Source organism: Flavobacterium myungsuense, from assembly GCF_042677265.1.
GTDB classification, from domain to species: domain Bacteria; phylum Bacteroidota; class Bacteroidia; order Flavobacteriales; family Flavobacteriaceae; genus Flavobacterium; species Flavobacterium myungsuense.
The window spans coordinates 74,440-92,180 of sequence record NZ_JBHTIZ010000011.1; the positions used below are offsets into that span (position 1 = coordinate 74,440).

A 17,741-nucleotide genomic window follows, 5' to 3' on the forward strand; every position below is an offset into this window, starting at 1 on the left:
TTTGTTAAACCTGCCAATTATTGCGACATTAATATAGATTCTAATATTCACTTTATTTATTAATATCTTAAATTTAATGGTTTAATAGCAATTATGTAATAACTATTTTAAATTATATTTTGTCGTTATAATTTTAAACTATTTATTCAATAATTTGAAAATAATTAATTCAATTTTGAAAATAATTCAATTAATTAGGAATGAGTTTTTTATAAATAGTTATATAACTAGAGGCTTGCTTTTTATTATTGAATTTATCATGAGCGGCTTTACTTATTTTATCAGAATTAAAAGATGAAATGTTTTGAAAAAATTTTTCAATTGTTTCGTACAAACCATCAATTGATAATTCTGGGCATAAGTATCCGTTGAATCCATTTTCAATAGTTTCTTTAATACCTCCTATTGGAAAACCAATTATTGGAGTTCCGCAAGACAAAGACTCAAGCATTGTATTTGGCAAATTATCTTCTCTTGAAGGCAATATAAATACATCGGCAGCAGCATAAGCAAGTGCCATTAGTCTTTCATCATTTATAGAACCTAGATATTTTACATTTTCTTGTTTATTTGTAGCTGAAACATTACCAATTGCTACTAAAAGAAGATCTTCTTTATCAACAATTTTTTCAAAAGCTCCACTTAATAAATCAAACCCTTTTCTTTCGTTGGTTACTGATTCAGCCACAAAAAGTGCTATTTTTTTATTAGTTGGGAGATTGAATACTTCTCTTGCAAATTCTTTATTTTGAATTTTAAAAACATTAAGGTTTAAACTGTAAGGAATTATAGATACATTAAAATTATTAAAAATTTCTGAATTAGCCGCTAAACTGCCCAACCATTTTGAAGGTGTCACAACATGTAAATTTTTGAAGTCCTTTAGCGTATTTTTTTTTAATAAATATACTTCTTCATCTATTTTTTTAAGCTCATTTTCCTTGTTTGAAACTTTATCTCCTGAATAATGAAAAATACCAAGGAAAGCATTTTCATCATGAAAAGTCCAAACAATTGGTTTTGTTACATTTTTAAAAAAAGTTGAATAATCAATAAAATCAGCAACCCAATGAAGATGAATTATATCGGCTTTACTTATTTCTGACAACAAGTGAAGCTCATCAAATTCTGTATTTGGGAACGATATTACACCTCTATTTGTTATATTTCCAAGATGACGAATTATTCTTTTCCTCTTGACTTCTGTTAAATATTTTCCATAATTTCTATCAAATTTTATTTTCAGATATTTTTTTAAACTAAAGGTTTCATTTAACTTTAGTTTTACAAGATGATTAGGAACAATTATATGATTAATAATGTTAGTTTCTGATTTTTTTATTGTTAAAAAACTTGATTCAATATCGTTCTCTAATAAAGCATTATGTAATCTAATCGCTGCTGTTGCTGCACCTCCAAAATCTATGGTGTTAATATGAAGTACTTTCATGATTTTATAGCTAGTGTATTGAAAAATTTGTTTCGTTTAAATCAACATTAGTAGACTTGTTGAAAAAAAGTAAATTATAGTAACTGCTTATGATTTATCGAGTAAATTTAAAATATTTTATATAATAGGAACATTAATTTAAAATAAATAATTTTTCCTAATAATATATTTATGATAATTCAAAAATATGATAAAAATTGGTTTATTCCGCTTTGGCTCTAAAATTGAATTAATTGATGCTATTCAAATTGATTTTTATAACTACTATATCGGTTATAATGAAATAATCTGTTGACCCAAATTATTTTTAATAAATAATTATTTTAATTTATTTTTTAAAATTATTTTTAATACTTTTAAATACTTTTTGTCTTTATAAAATCGTTTTGAAAAGCTAAAGAAAGAAAAATAAGAAGAACATGGTAATTTATTCATAACTAAATCAGGCACCCAACGAACCATTGCTGAGATAAATATCTCCTTTTTATGCTTTTCAATTACAAGCTTATCTGCACCATTCTTAATCATAATATCATATAATGATGGTAGAATATGACTCATATAAAATGGCATATACTCACCCCAAGAAATATTTGCTGATGAAATTACTAATGGATCACCAATATAATATCCTGGTTTTTTCATTAAATTCAAGGCAATATATAAAGCTTGTGGTATAGAATTTCCAATACTTGAGAAAAAAGGAGCTTGATGATTATATAATAAAAAAACTTTCTCCCAATGTTGTTTGTACATTATTGAATCATATATAGGAGTAAAAATATCAGTCCTTGTTTCTACTAAATCTTTAATATTATTAACATATTTATCCTTAATATGATTTGACCTTACAAATGAATCGGTTAAATCTATCTCGTCAACCTTGTAATTATGATTTGAAGGTGTCCAATAAATATTATTACATAAAATCAAATCAACATTATATTTTTGAATTACTGACAATACCTTTTGTATGGCATTTTTATTAAAAAAATCATCACTACCCATTAACCAAACGTATTTCCCATTTGCTTTTTCGATTGCAAGTTCCCAATTAGGAATCATTCCAACGTTAGTAGGATTTGAAAAAATCTTAAGTGGAATTAGGTGAGTAAGAGTATTAAGATATTCAACAGTTCCGTCATTCGAATAGTTGTCTGAAACTACTACCTCTAACAATGAAAAATTATCTTCGGTGATTTGTTCAACTATTGAGTTCATCAAAACTTCTACAGTATTTCTCTTTTTAAAAGTAGGAATACAAATTGTAAGTAGTGGCTTATTTATCATCAAATAATAATATAGTGATAGGAGAAATAAATATGTTGAATAATTCTAATGTTTGATAATATTTGTTTAATTAAAGTAGACGTCTAAATTATCATTTAACTTGATAAAGTTAAAATTATGTTTCAAAAATATTTCAGATGATTTAATTTTTAAAATTTTCATAGAATTATCTTTAAATTCACCTTTAATTTTTACTAATTGTTTTGATCTAAAATGACAAGCTATCATATAAATAATATCTTTAATTTTAAATGTTTCAGCATATGGTGCATTATAGACATTGTTTTCTATAGGTTCGTTTAATACTGACCACAAACAAAATATTAAATCGTTCACATAAATGTATTGTCTTATTTGCTCGCCTTTACTTACATGAACTTCTAATCCATTCTTTAAATTATTAATCAAATATGGTATGATTCTATTTTCATCTTCGTATTCTCCATAAATAGTTGGTAAAATAAAATGAATAGTAGATTTTGATATATAATTGAAATAGGAGAATGCTTTTTTTGTTAAAATGTAATTTCCCGTAAAACTATTTCTTGAATAAATTATTTCTTCCTCAATCCATTCTTTGTTTGAATCACTATCTCCAATTTCAAAATAAGAACCAAACGTAACCAACCTAACTTTTGTATTTCTCAGAAAACTTGATAATCTAATTGGAAATAGTAAATTAACTTCTGTGATTTCAATAATATTAGTATTACTTTTACTCTGCACACCACAAGCAGCACAATAAAAAACAAAATCATATTCTTTAAAACAACTCAAATCGCTGATTGAAGAAATAGTATACTCCAACCAATTACAATTTAATCCGATAGGTTTTCTTGAAAATGCTGATACATCAATGTTTTTTTTTAATAAAAACTTAACTAATGATTTTCCTAAAAATCCATTTGCGCCAACCACAGCAACATTCATAAAAACACTATTTATTCAAATACTTATTGATGACTTCAACTATATAGTCATAATGATTTTCATTTAGTCCTGGCCATACACCCAGCCAAAAAGAACGATTCATTATAATATCTGTGTTGGTTAAATCTCCTACAACTCTATAATTACTATTTTTATAAGCAGGTTGTTTAATCACATTTCCTGCAAAAAACAAACGTGTACCAATCTTATTATTTTCCAAATATTCTACAAATTCTTCTCTGTTTATATAACTATTTTCGCGTAAAGTTACCATAAAACCGAACCAAGATGGTTCACTATTTGGCGTAGCTTCTGGCAAAATAAAATGATCTTCAAATTGCTTTAATTTGGCATACAACAACGAATGATTGTCCTTACGCCTTTGTACAAAAAAATCAGCTTTTTTTAATTGACTCAATCCAATAGCCGCTTGCATATCAGTAACTTTTAAATTAAATCCTACATGAGAATAAGTATACTTATGGTCGTACCCATGAGGTAAGTCTCCTAAATCCCAACCAAAACGTTTGCCACAAGTGTTATCACAACCAGGATCACAATAGCAATCTCTACCCCAGTCACGGAAACTTTTTGCGATAGCACCAAGTCTTGGGTTATTCACTAATACAGCTCCACCTTCTCCCATTGTAATGTGATGTGCGGGATAAAAGGAAACCGTAGCTAAATCTCCAAAAGTACCCGTCTTTTTTCCATTGTATGTAGCCCCCAACGAATCGCAGTCGTCTTCAATTACCCATAAATTATGTTCTTTAGCAATTTTCATCACTTTTTCTATTTCAAATGGATTTCCTAATGCATGCGCTATCATAATAGCTTTTGTTTTAGGAGTAATTGCTTGTTCAACTAAATCAACCTTAATATTATATGTAGGGAGATCAACATCTATAAAAACGGGAATACAACCGTATTGTATCATTGGATTAATTGTTGTTGGAAAACCTGCGGCAACCGTTATGATTTCATCGCCTGGAAGTATTTGTCTTTTACCTAATTTAGGAGATGTTAGGGTATAAAATGCAACTAAATTTGCAGAGGAGCCCGAATTGACTAATAAAGAAGAACGGGAACCAAACCATTTGGCAAATTCTTTTTCAAATTCTTCTCCAAATCTGCCAGTAGTTAACCATCCATCAAGAACAGAATCAACCCCAAATAATAAATCATCAGCATCTAAAACTTTTCCGGTTACAGGAATATAGTTTTCACCAGGAACAATTACTTGCGTGGTATTTTTTTCTGCAATTTTTCTTAATACATCTAACAGTTCTTGATTTAAATGTTTGATTTCCATATGTTATAATTATTTATTTTGTCCATATTATTTGTTTTTCTACCGCATCTTTTACATAAGTATTCAAATCGTCTTCGGTATTTATTTTATTTATAGTATAAAAATCTTTATACCAGTTAATTGTTTTTTTTATGGATTGATTCATATCCCAAACAGGGTACCAATTTAAATTAATATTCGCTTTTGAGCAATCTAATCTTAAAAAATGAGCTTCATGAGGTTGGTTTTCTAATTTTGGAAAATGAAATTTTAAATTTTCCCATACTAAACTAGATTCTTCTAAAACTTTTTGAACTGTCAAAACTTCACTTTTTTTTGGCCCAAAATTCCAACCATCTGAAACAGAAATATCACCTTCTAATACTTTTTGTCCTAGCAACAAATAACCAGATAAAGGTTCCAAAACATGCTGCCATGGTCTTGTAGCGCTAGGATTTCTTATTTCAGTAGTTTTATTGGCAATACTGTTTTTTATCAAATCAGGAATTAAACGATCTTTTGACCAATCTCCACCTCCAATAACATTACCGGCTCTACCTGAAGCCAAAATGAAATGATGTGAATTACCAAAACTATCAATATTAAAAAACGATCTTCTGTATGATGAAACAATCAATTCGGCAGCTCCTTTTGAAGCACTATAGGGGTCGTAACCGCCCATTCTGTCGCTTTCATTGTAAGCCCAGTCGTTTTCAAAATTCTCATAACACTTGTCACTAGTTACATTTACGATACCTTTTATTGAAGCTAAGCTGCGACAAATATCAAATATGTTTGCTGTACCAATTATGTTTGTAGTAAAAGTTTCTATAGGCTCTTGATACGAATAACGAACCAATGCCTGTGCCGCTAAATGAAATATAATATCAGGCTGAATTTCTTGCAATTTGTTTGATAACTCTTTATAGTTAATAATATCTATAAAACTTTCATCAATATTGAGTTGTAATAACTCAATATGTGAAGGATTTGTGTATATCTTGTCAGAAATACCATATACAATTGCTCCTAATTTTTGTAACCAAAAAACTAACCATGAACCTTTGAAACCTGTATGTCCAGTTACTACTACTTTTTTTCCTTGATATATATTTCCGAATAATTTCATATTATATAATTTACCAAACTTTCCATTTTGCATCTCCTGAATACCACAAATTTTCTAATTCTTCCTTATCTCTCATTGCATCCATGCACTTCCAAAATCCATAATGCTTATAAGTCATTAATTGACTGTCATTTGTTAATTGAATTAACGGATCCTGTTCCCACATAATATTTGTCATGTCCTCTTTTAAATAACTAAAAATCTTTTTATCTAAAACAAAGAAACCACCATTTATCCAATGATTATCATCTTTTGGCTTTTCTTTGAAGTTATTTACTAATCCGTCAGTAGCTATATCCATTGTTCCAAATCGTCCGTCAGGAATTATTGCTGTAATAGTAGCCAGTTTTTGATGTGATTTATGAAACTCAAGTAGTTTAGTAATATCTACATCTGAAACTCCATCCCCATATGTAAGCATGAAAGTATCTTCATTAATATATCTTTCAACTCGTTGAAGTCTACCAGCAGTCATAGTATCTAATCCTGTATCAACTAAAGTAACTTTAAAATTTTCTGCATTTGTATTATGAACTTCTACAACATTATTTTGAAGCTCAATAGTAATATCGGCATTATGAGAAAAATAATTTACGAAATATTCTTTTATGGCATACCCCTTGTAGCCAAGACACAAAATAAAATCAGTAAAACCATGTTTCTCATAAATTTTCATAATATGCCACAATATTGGTTTTCCACCAATCTCAATCATAGGCTTGGGTTTCAAATGAGATTCCTCAGAAATCCTAGTTCCTTTACCTCCTGCAAAAATTACTACTTTCATATAATTAAATTTTTTGGGTTTCCCAATATAGCTTTGGTCTGATTTGTCCAATCCAAACTCCTGTATAATCTTTAGTCATTTCACCTGTTTCATTAACCCCAAAAGACAAAACTTCTTGCACCATAGCCATTTCTGAATTTACTGGAGGAACTAAAAAAGCACTAATTTTATAACTCGATTCGTTTAAAAAATTTGCAGGTATTTTACAAACTGTTCTATATTTTCCTTTTGATAAGGGTTTATTATAATATTCATCAAAATTTATTGAGGATGAAGGGCTATTAAATGTAGCCAAAATACATGTGCCGAGTGAATCTAGTAAATGGATGCTAGGCCATAATTGAATACCTTCCGTAGTAACAGTGTATTCAATTTCAATAACTACATCTTTATCAATCCTAACTGAATTTGATATTTCCCCATCGGAGACAATACGAATTGCGTCAAAATAAGCGTGAGGACATTTTTGCTGGTAAACAATTTGGTCTTTTAAAACTTCCGCTCCACTATTATTACCATCATTAATGTATAAATCAATTATTTTATTACAAGTATCTTGCTTAATTAACAATCCGTTTTTTAAATACATTGCTTTACTACAAAGGGTCGATACCGCTGCCATATTATGGCTAACAAACAATACGGTCCTACCTTCACCTTTAGAAACGTCACCCATCTTACCTAAACACTTTTTTTGAAACTCAGCATCTCCTACAGCCAGTACCTCATCAACAATTAAAATTTCACTTTCTAAATGCGCCGCCACTGCAAAAGCCAAACGGACATACATCCCCGATGAATAACGCTTTACAGGGGTGTCAATATAACGCTCTACACCTGAAAAATCTACTATTTCATCAAATTTTCGAGTAATTTCATGCTTACGCATACCTAAGATAGCTCCATTTAAAAAAATATTTTCCCTACCAGTCATTTCAGGATGAAACCCAGTTCCTACTTCCAGCAGAGAGGCAATTCTACCTTTAGTATAAATTTTACCTGTCGTAGGCTGAGTGACTTGACTTAATATTTTTAGAAGTGTGCTTTTACCTGCACCATTTCGTCCAATAATACCCACTGAATCCCCTTGATTTATTTCAAAATTTATATTTTTAAGACTCCAAACATAATCACTTTCTCCCTTTAAAGATCTATCGTTTGAATCTCCGATTTTTAAAAAAGGATCTTCTTTACCTCTAACATTATAGTACCATCTTTTTAGGTCATCTTTTACAGTACCTGAACCAACTGACCCTAAGCGATACTGTTTAGATATATTTTCAGCTTTAATTACTATTGACATGTTTTTATTTTATATTTAAATTTTATACTTTATTTACGATTTAGGTTCTAATCAAAAATTTTAAACGGTATCCATAAAGGTCTTTTGAACTTTATTAAATATTACTACTCCTATGGCTAAAATAAATACAGAAAACAAAAATGAATATATTAATGATAATGGATTGAAATGACCTACACCTAAATAGGCAAATCGCATATATTCAAAAATTGGAGCTAATGGATTAATTTGTACTAACCATAGATATTTTTCTGGTACTGTAGAAACTGGATAAATTACTGGAGAAGCATACATAAAGAGTTGAATTCCAAAAGAAATTAACATAGACAAATCTCTATACTTTGTTGTTAATGAAGATAATATCAACCCTAATCCAAGAGACAGAATTGCCATAATTAACAAAATAAAAGGAATAAATATTACCCAAAGATTTGGATGCACCAACCCTTTTAAATAAAAATAGACAATAAAGCACAAAAACAGGATATATTGAATAAAAAATCTCATCAAATGAGAAACAATAGTCGTTAATGGCATAATTAATCTAGGAAAATAAACTTTACCAAAAATCGATGCATTGCTTTGAAAAACGTTTGAAACATCAGTAAGACAAACTGCAAAATAATTCCAAATGGTTATTCCGGCCATATAAAAAACAAATTTAGGCGCACCATCTGTAGAGATTTTTGCTAAGTTCCCGAAGATAATTGTAAATGTAATTGTTGTTAAAATTGGTTGAATAAAAAACCACAATGGCCCTAAAATGGTTTGTTTATATCCAGCAATAAAATTTCTTAATACAAACAATTGTAATAAATCTCTATATCGCCAAACTTCTTTAAGTCGTAAATCAAAAAGCTTACTTTTTTCTTGAATTATTAAATCCCAATTTTCATTATCTTGATTCATATTTTTTTTTTGAAATGATTAATTTTATTGATTTTATTTGTGAATTTTAACTTCTATTTATCTCCTCATCTTATTTTTATAATAGTTTAAGCAATAATCAGGAAATGATAATTGTCTCATTTTATTTAAAACTAAATCTATATCATAAATTAATGATTTCATAGCTACCGATTTTAAATCAGCATCATAAACTAAATAATTAATTTCATTAATAAATTTTCTATTTTGTCCTACACTTCCTGAATTAAATAAAGTAAAATTATTATTTGAATATTTGAACTGATGATGTGAATGACCAATAATATAATTGTTGTCTAAGAAAACTTGTGTTTCAGGAAAGATGTAGTTATCATTGATAGTATGCGTGCAAATAAATGTATCTAATTTTGTTTGTGTTACAAAAGATGAAATGATTTCTTTTTTTTGAAAACTTGGATAAGTCATTTTAAAAAAATCTTGAACTAAAGGATTTGTTCCTGGATAGAATCCGTTTATAAATGCTTCTTCGTGATTTCCCATAATCAGGGTTGAGTTAGGCAACGAGATTGCTAACTCTACACATTCGTTACTCCATGGCCCGTAATTTACTAAATCACCTAAGCAAATATACTTTTCACAGGCTTTTTCTTTTTTTATCATTTTTTCAAACGCGGGTAAATTTCCATGTACATCACTGTAGATTAACACTTTCATATTTTTTTGAGTTAAACTATATTATTTTAAAATTTCATATTATTGTTTAAAAAAATTATTGATTTGTATTTTTACAATAGCCTAGCACTACAGTTTATAACAAAATAGCCCCTCTGAATTTTTTTTAAACAATTTGTTTCATAAACCACAGTTTAAGTTTATAAAAATATTTATATTTTATTTTTTTTAATCCTCTAAATTCTACCTCTTTTCCGTTTGCTCCATTAATACCGCTATACAAAGGATATTCTGGCCAAGGTTCGTAAATTCCTCCCTCTGCCATTAATAAGTGTACACTTCTTGCCAATACGCTCTCAAAATACAATTTCGACGGCTCATCCAAATATTTTTCTAGGGTTGGTTTGAAATAAGAAGAGTAAAAATCAGGTCTAAAAATAATCATTCTACTATCACTTCTGGTGGTATTCAGGCCAAAATTTACATGAACATCCGCATTAGAATGCTGCACTTTTTCAATTATTTCTGTCAAATTATTGATGCGGTATCTACCTGTAATTTTAATAATAAGATTCGCATTGGAAATTAAAATGGAGTGCTGGATTGCATAATCTAAAATCTCTTTTTCGCCATGGCCTTTGCCTAAATGGCTGTTTAAGGAGGTAAACGTATGGTACTCAAAATTCTGTATAGATTTCCCGACATGCTGTATAGCTTGAGAAAACGTATTACTGCTATCTACAAAAACAACGGGATAGCCCAAACCTGCATAATATTTTAACGCATACAGATACTGGCTTTCCCTTTCTTTATTATCCTGTATAGCAACATCAGGAGTATTTGTAGGGTTTATACTTGAGGTAAGAAGTAAAACTATTTTATGCTGTGAATTCATGTATTAAGTCGTTGATATATTAATTCTTAAAGTTGGTAAAAAAAATGTGTTTGATTTTAATTTAATCTGATATAGAAATAATAAATTATATCCTAATTACCTAAGTGTAAATTTTATTATAAATCAGAAATATGATATTTAAAAACGTCTACAGATTAAAATAATCTTTTACAAAGAATATTTGTTATTTAATGTTACTTTATTAACTTTAATTGCAATATTATTAAGAATACATTCAATTTTATTATTATTGAGTAGAAATTAATTATAAAATTGAATGTATTCTTAATAATAATGAACCAAGGAAATTATGCTATTATTTTCACTAACAGTAACTTTAAATTTTTGTAGTTCGTTTAAAAAATTACACATTATATTAAATAATAATAAGCAGGCTAAATATAATAAAAACTGCATTATTGTAGGGATTATTTAAACTAAATATGAATCCCAAATTTTAATTCTATAAGTTAAATATCTCTTCTATCTCTTTATAAAATTTATCTTTCTCTAATAATACTCTTCTTTTATAAAATTGAAAATCTTTTATATTTTCTTCATAATTTAGAATTGTATCTGTAATTCTTTCTGTAATAAAATTAATTTCATCCTCACCAAATTTATACTTTTGGGGTATAGGTATATCTTCAAAAAAAGCTGATGCGCCTTTTTTACCAACAATTATACAACAATCATAAAGTGCTGCTTCTCTTGGCAATCTATCTTTTCCGGGATGATTACCAAAATCAATATAAATTTTAGAAATTTTAAAATAATTAGCTAACTCTTTTCTTGAAAGATTTACTAAAGGAATAAATCTATATTGAGAAAGTAATTTTATAATTTTTTTTGTAAATTTTAATCCTTTTGCTGGATTATACAAAATTATATCTTGTTTTTCACTTTTAATATCGCCCTCTAGAAAATCCGAATTAATATAATCACTCAATGGTAAAATATCACTTACTTTATTTTTCAACAAAGTACATTTTGCATAAGTTGACTGATATACATGTAAAAAATTATTTTCAAGATTATTTAAATCTTTAAATCCTATCCCTGTTAAAATATTTTTTTTATTTATTAAACGACCATATATAGTTTTAAAAATAATTGATGGATTCGAAAATTTAATCATTTCATATAATGAAGATCTGTAGTAAAAATTATCAACTGACATCCACCATAGAATAAACTGAATATGTTTAAACTTTTTAATAAAATGAAAAGTTGTTTCAGGAATTATTATAATATTTTTCATATTATCTATGGGTTGAGAAGCAATAGAAATATTATATCCCTTAAACCCAATTGGTATTTCTCCAATTGTAAAATCTCCATTTTTTAAATACACAATAAATGCATCAATTTTTCTATTAATTAAAAAATCAACTAATTGATGTGCTAATTCAGTTCCTCCAGTCTCAATTTTTTCTGGACATAATACAAAAATTTTACTTTCTTTTTCGAAATTTATCATAATTTTTTTGTCATTTGTAAGGCATTATCAATTACTTGATGCATGTCGTAATATTTATATTCAGCTAATCTACCACCAAATATTACATGAACATCAGTAATTGAAAGCGCAAGATATTTTTCGTAAATTGTTTGATTTTTATTATCATTTATAGGATAATATGGCTCATTATCTTTTGAATACTCATCAGGATATTCCTTTGTAATAACTGTTTTTAATTGCTGTCCAAATTCAAAATGCTTATGCTCAATAATTCTTGTATATGGAATCTCTTTTTCGGTATAATTAACAACTGCGTTACCCTGATAATTCGGAATGTCCATAATTTCATGCTCAAAGTGTAGACTTCTATATTCTAACTTGCCAAATCTAAAGTCATAAAATTCATCTATTTTGCCAGTATAAAGGACTTTATTTGCAAGATTATTCCACTTTTCTTTATCATCAAAGTAATTGACATTCTGAATAACTTCAATTCCCTCTAACATTTTTTCGATAAGTTTGGTATATCCATCAATAGGTATTCCTTGATAAATGTCATTAAAATAATTGTTGTCAAATGTAAATCTAAATGGCAATCTTCTAATAATAAAAGAGGGGATTTCTGTAGCAGGTCTGCCCCACTGTTTTTCTGTATAACCTTTAATTAACTTTTCATAAATATCTCTACCTCCTAAAACCAATGCTTGTTCTTCAAGATTTTTTGGATCAATAATATGTCTGAATTCTGCTCGTTGCTCATCAATTTTATTTTGGGCTTCTTGTGGAGTTTTCACCCCCCACAACTGATAAAAAGTATTCATGTTAAAAGGGAGATTATACAAACTTCCCTTATAATTTGCAACAGGTGAGTTAGTAAATCTATTGAATTCTACAAATGAATTAACATAATCCCAAATTTCTTTATTACTAGTATGGAAAATATGTGCCCCATATTTATGAACATTAATACCCTCAATTTTTTCAGTAAAAATATTTCCAGCTATATGGTTTCTTTTATCAATGATAAGACATTTTTTTCCTTTTTTCGTCATTTCATAAGCAAAAACGCTGCCAAATATTCCAGCGCCTACAATCAAATAATCATATTTTATATTTTCCATTATATCATCTAAGTATTAGTTAAAGTTTAATATTATATCTAGCTCCAAAAATATCTATTACAAAATTAAATTCTTCTTTGAGATTTAAAAACTTTTTAAACATCGTAATAAAAAATTGATGTTTTATTATTTTCTATAGAATTTTTAAAAGGTTTAATTCTGTAATTTATATATATAAATTTCTTTCTATACATTTATTCATAAAATACTTTCGTATTGACGAATTTTCAAGAATAATAATTGAATTTTACGGTTAGTTCTACAAAACGATTAAAAAACAGTTATTTCCCCTCAAGGGCCCCATCGGGCAATATAACATTTAAACCAGACAAACTCCATTTCAAAACGATTTGTCCGTAAACTGTAAAAAAAAGTTTGCCGAAAATGTAAAAATAAGGATTCATTTTATTCTGTGTATAGAAGTGTTTAAACGAACCTAGGATTGACAAAGGTTCGCTTTTGTATAATTTATCTTTTCTATTCTCATAGCCGATAACGGATAACCCAAAACTGATAATTCATAACCCGTAACTCACAACCCAAAACCTAAAATAAAAAATCCTCTATATTTTCCCTTTGGATAATTTGAAATTGGCTCCCTTTATATGTGTCTAAAAACAATTTTGGTGTCTTGGATTTCGCTTTTGGATTCCACTTGAATTCAAAATCCATTAAACTGGTTTAAAAATATAAACATAACCGTTTTTAAAATACTTAACTGAATCTACCACTTTATAATTTTCGAGATTATTTCTTTCTTCAACATTCAAATCCTTACTAATTAAAATGGGCATCGGTTTATTTTTAAATTTGGGATTGTCATTTAATCTGTCTTTTAAGAATTCCCATTGAAAAGTATCCCAAATTAGGGGGTTGTAATAATTAATAAAACCCGTAAGCATGATATCGCCTGGCATGGCATACATACCAATGATTTCCTTTCTGTTTGGAGACGATTGGGTTAATTTAACTTTTAGGTTTTTCAGGTAATCTGCCTGATTTTTTTCTAATTTAATCCATTTATCATTTCCATATTTGTAGGCCACAAAGTTAGTAGATAATTTGGGTTGATTGTCTGGATTTGCTATAACATTATTATAAATCTTAGCTGATATAAAACTAGCGAAAATAAAATACCATGTTAAAATATAGCGCTCTGGCATTTTATTACCAATAGATTTACTATAAACTAAAAGTAAAAACCAGAAAAAAAGATATTGTTGGCTTGTTCTAAAAAAATATACATTTGAACCAATAGTACAAATGAATGGAGCTAAAAATAATAAAATGATAATGAATCTATTATGCCAAGAGCATTCTTGTACCTTTATAAAATAAATAAAAAAACCGATAGCTATTGATGCCGTAATCATTAAGCCATATTGAAAAACATCAAACTCATTGCTTGAACGATGACTGACAAAAAAATAAGCCAACAAAACAGCAATTGCCATTAGTGATATAACTTTTGCTTTAAGAGTTACGGTAGCTTTATTTAATAAATAAGCAGCAATATATCCCACAATATTTAAAATAAAAACCCATTTAAAAGATGCTACTATTCTTTTAATTAAAATAGACTTATCATAAGCTCCATAGTAGGTAGATATTTCTAAACTATCCTTTAAAACTGTAAGAAAAGCATAGTCAGAAAATATAATTTGGAAGACCATTTGAACTGACACATAAACCAATAAAATTAATGAAAATTTAAATATTACATCTTTCCATTTAAACTCAGATAAGCTAATAGTTGTTAAAACAAAAATCATTCCTAATAAAACTAAACTGAGCGGTGGTTTTACGAAAAAACACAAACTTGATAAAACAGCCATCAACAAAGACCATAAATACTGTCTAAAAGCTGAAGATTTTTGAAAGTTTGTATACATGTATATATAAGACAAAACTAGTACAAAGCTTATTGTATTGTACGACAAAGATTGTGTTAGGTAGGTATAACAAGAAAATATTGCTACCGCTAGAAACGATTTATCTAAAACAGAAAAATTACTTCTGCGAAAAAAAGGCAAACCCAAAACAAAAAGAAGAACCAATGAACTAAGTTTAAGCAATCTCAAACTTATGATGCTGAACTCAAATTTTGTGATTTTATACAAAATCTTAAAAAACAAATCATAGTTAACCAACCCATTATTATTTATTGTATTTGGGTTTGAAAAAGCAAAATGCAATCCTTCATCTGATAAATCAATTCCTTTGTTAATGGACCAAAATAAAATGGTTAAAATAATTACAACGAATAAAATTAATATAGTAACTGCCCAACGGTTCAGATTAAAATGAATCTTATTTATAATCATAATTTGGTATAAAAGATTATTAACATGTTATAATTCAAAAGTTAAATTCAATTCTTAATTTATATTTTTAATACTTGCAATTATATTTTGAATGCCCTCTACATCTAATTCATAAAACATAGGCAATCTTACTAAACAATCTGAAAAATTGTCTGAATTGAATAATGCCCTTCCATCATGCTTATCCTTATAAAAATCACTGGAATGTAATGAAAGATAATGAAAAACAGCATGATAGCCGTTACTCTTTAATTGTTCTATTAATGCCATCCTATAGTTCATATCTTTACATATTATATAAAACATATGCGCATTATTTGTAGCATAATTGGGAACTATTGGCAAATTAAAATGCAATGAGTCTATCGCTTTTAGTCCACTGTAATAGGTGTTCCAAAGACTCTTTCTTTTATTTTGAATGACTCCTAAATTTTCAATTTGAGCCCACAAAAAAGCAGCTATTACTTCTGAAGGTAAAAAGGAAGAACCTGTGTCTACCCAACCATATTTATTGACTTCTCCTCTAAAAAACTCAGCTCTGTTTGTTCCTTTTTCCCAAATAATTTCAGCTCTTTGTATAAAACGTTCGTCATTAATCGTTAGCATCCCTCCTTCTCCAGAAATTATATTTTTGGTCTCATGAAAAGAAAAAGCGGCTAGATGACCAACGCTACCTAATGCTTTTTTAACGCCATCTTTACCTGTATAAAAACTATCAATGGCCTGGGCAGCATCTTCAATTACCAATAAATTGTACATGTTGGCTACCTCCATAATTTTATCCATATCACAGGCAACACCCGCATAATGTACAGGTATTATCGCCTTTGTCTTATTGGTTATTAAGGCTTCAATTTTACCCGCATCAATGTTGGGATTATCTGAATAGGAATCAGCGAAAACAATTTTGGCACCTTGTCTTATAAAAGCAATAGCTGTAGAAACAAAAGTGTAACTAGGTATGATTACTTCATCGCCGGGTTCAATATTAGCGAGCATAGCAGCCATTTCTAGGGCGTCTGTGCACGAAGTAGTTAACAATACTTTTTTGAAACCATATTGACTTTCAAAAAAATTTTGACATAATTTTGTATATTTACCATTACCAGAAATTTTTCCCGAGTTTACAGCATCATAAATATAATGGGTTTCTTTACCAGTCAAATATGGTTTGTTAAATGGGATTTTCATTTATACTATTTTTATAACTGTTCCTCCCCAAGAATACCCTACACCAAAACCTGCCAACAAAATAGTATTGTTTTTTTGTAATAATTTTTCTTTTTGTGCGTGATACAAGGCTATAGGAATTGTAGAAGAAACTGTATTGCCGCAATTACCAATATAAATGTAAAATTTATCATTTTCTATTTTACATTTTTTTCGTAAACTGTCGAGCATAAATTTATTTGCTTGATGCAAAACAAACAAATCGATATTTTCCTTAGTTAAATTATTTTTCTGAATGGTGTTTTCAATTAATTTTGGTACAGAAGCTAATGTAAATAAAAATATTTCAGAACCATTCATATATAAATAATCATCGGAAAGATAATTTCCATATTCGTCTTGAGATGCTTCCTTGTTCGTCTTCAGATTTCTCATCGCGCCATTTTTCACAATAAGATTCTCTGCTCCTTTACCGTCTGTTCCATACTCAAAATTACCAATTTCAGCAAAACCATCCTCCGAAGAAATCAAAGTGGCAGCAGCGGCATCACCAAAAATTGTCTTGTTACTTTTATCTTTTGGATGAATAAATTTAGAATACGTCTCTGAAGTTACAAATAAAACATTTTTAGCTTGGCCAGAAGCTATTAATCCTTTAGCTAACCCAAGCCCATATATGTAACCCGAACAACCTAAATTCATATCAAAAGCTCCTACACTGGTCGATAATCCTAATTTTTCTTGAATAATACAAGCGGTTGTTGGCAAAAAATAATCAGGACTTTGAGTACATAAAATTAAATAATCAATAGTAGATTTATCAATATTATGTTCTAAAAATAATTTTTCGGCTGCTTTTACCGCCATATCACCAGCCGTTTCATCAGATGCTGCAATATACCTGCAATCTATCCCGGTTTTATCAGCAATTTTATCAATGCTCCATTCCGGAAAATCTTTTTCAATTACAACGTTATTTAACTCATATTGAGGTAAATGATATGAAATAGCTTTAATATTTGCTGTCAT

The 17,741-nt window shown here is 28.4% G+C and carries 15 protein-coding genes; all 15 read right to left on the reverse strand.

The genetic code is table 11. The features are described 5' to 3' along the window. Positions 1-190: 190 nt before the first annotated feature. Entirely contained in the window at positions 191-1,450 is a 1,260-nt protein-coding gene (locus ACFQ0S_RS03800; RefSeq protein WP_379754084.1) for a glycosyltransferase, read from the reverse strand. Between the two features lie 318 nt (positions 1,451-1,768). Beyond that, positions 1,769-2,740 carry a glycosyltransferase family 2 protein gene (locus ACFQ0S_RS03805; protein ID WP_379754087.1) on the reverse strand — a complete coding sequence of 324 codons (972 nt, stop codon included), beginning with the start codon at positions 2,738-2,740 and terminating at the stop codon, positions 1,769-1,771. A 66-nt stretch (positions 2,741-2,806) separates the two neighbouring features. Continuing rightward, positions 2,807-3,670, reverse strand: coding sequence for an NAD-dependent epimerase/dehydratase family protein (locus tag ACFQ0S_RS03810; protein WP_379754090.1), 864 nt, complete (start codon positions 3,668-3,670; stop codon positions 2,807-2,809). A gap of 7 nt (positions 3,671-3,677) precedes the next feature. After that, positions 3,678-4,982 (reverse strand): lipopolysaccharide biosynthesis protein RfbH, encoded by a 1,305-nt coding sequence (gene rfbH / locus ACFQ0S_RS03815; protein ID WP_379754093.1) that lies wholly within the window; start codon positions 4,980-4,982, stop codon positions 3,678-3,680. 13 nt (positions 4,983-4,995) lie between these two features. Next, positions 4,996-6,090, reverse strand: coding sequence for a CDP-glucose 4,6-dehydratase (rfbG, locus tag ACFQ0S_RS03820; protein WP_379754096.1), 1,095 nt, complete (start codon positions 6,088-6,090; stop codon positions 4,996-4,998). Positions 6,091-6,100: 10 nt separating this feature from the next. Further along, on the reverse strand, positions 6,101-6,877 hold the full coding sequence (gene rfbF / locus ACFQ0S_RS03825) for a glucose-1-phosphate cytidylyltransferase (RefSeq protein WP_379754099.1): 777 nt from the start codon (positions 6,875-6,877) through the stop codon (positions 6,101-6,103). Between the two features lie 4 nt (positions 6,878-6,881). Then, positions 6,882-8,180, reverse strand: coding sequence for an ABC transporter ATP-binding protein (locus tag ACFQ0S_RS03830; RefSeq protein ID WP_379754102.1), 1,299 nt, complete (start codon positions 8,178-8,180; stop codon positions 6,882-6,884). 60 nt (positions 8,181-8,240) lie between these two features. After that, positions 8,241-9,089, reverse strand: coding sequence for an ABC transporter permease (locus ACFQ0S_RS03835; protein WP_379754105.1), 849 nt, complete (start codon positions 9,087-9,089; stop codon positions 8,241-8,243). A 57-nt stretch (positions 9,090-9,146) separates the two neighbouring features. Further along, complete coding sequence (locus ACFQ0S_RS03840; RefSeq protein WP_379754108.1) at positions 9,147-9,782, reverse strand: metallophosphoesterase family protein; 636 nt, start codon at positions 9,780-9,782, stop codon at positions 9,147-9,149. A 124-nt stretch (positions 9,783-9,906) separates the two neighbouring features. Further along, entirely contained in the window at positions 9,907-10,635 is a 729-nt protein-coding gene (locus ACFQ0S_RS03845) for a hypothetical protein (RefSeq protein WP_379754111.1), read from the reverse strand. A 463-nt stretch (positions 10,636-11,098) separates the two neighbouring features. Next, positions 11,099-12,115: a hypothetical protein gene (locus ACFQ0S_RS03850; protein ID WP_379754114.1), complete on the reverse strand. Its 1,017-nt coding sequence runs from the start codon at positions 12,113-12,115 to the stop codon at positions 11,099-11,101. Then, entirely contained in the window at positions 12,112-13,218 is a 1,107-nt protein-coding gene (glf, locus tag ACFQ0S_RS03855) for a UDP-galactopyranose mutase (RefSeq protein WP_379754117.1), read from the reverse strand. The genes ACFQ0S_RS03850 and glf overlap by 4 nt, the downstream gene beginning before the upstream one ends. Before the next feature lie 671 nt (positions 13,219-13,889). Further along, positions 13,890-15,542, reverse strand: coding sequence for a hypothetical protein (locus tag ACFQ0S_RS03860; protein ID WP_379754120.1), 1,653 nt, complete (start codon positions 15,540-15,542; stop codon positions 13,890-13,892). A 54-nt stretch (positions 15,543-15,596) separates the two neighbouring features. Next, a complete protein-coding gene (rffA, locus tag ACFQ0S_RS03865) occupies positions 15,597-16,733 on the reverse strand; it encodes a dTDP-4-amino-4,6-dideoxygalactose transaminase (protein ID WP_379754123.1) in 1,137 nt (378 codons plus the stop codon). Beyond that, positions 16,734-17,741 (reverse strand): 3-oxoacyl-ACP synthase III family protein, encoded by a 1,008-nt coding sequence (locus ACFQ0S_RS03870; RefSeq protein ID WP_379754126.1) that lies wholly within the window; start codon positions 17,739-17,741, stop codon positions 16,734-16,736.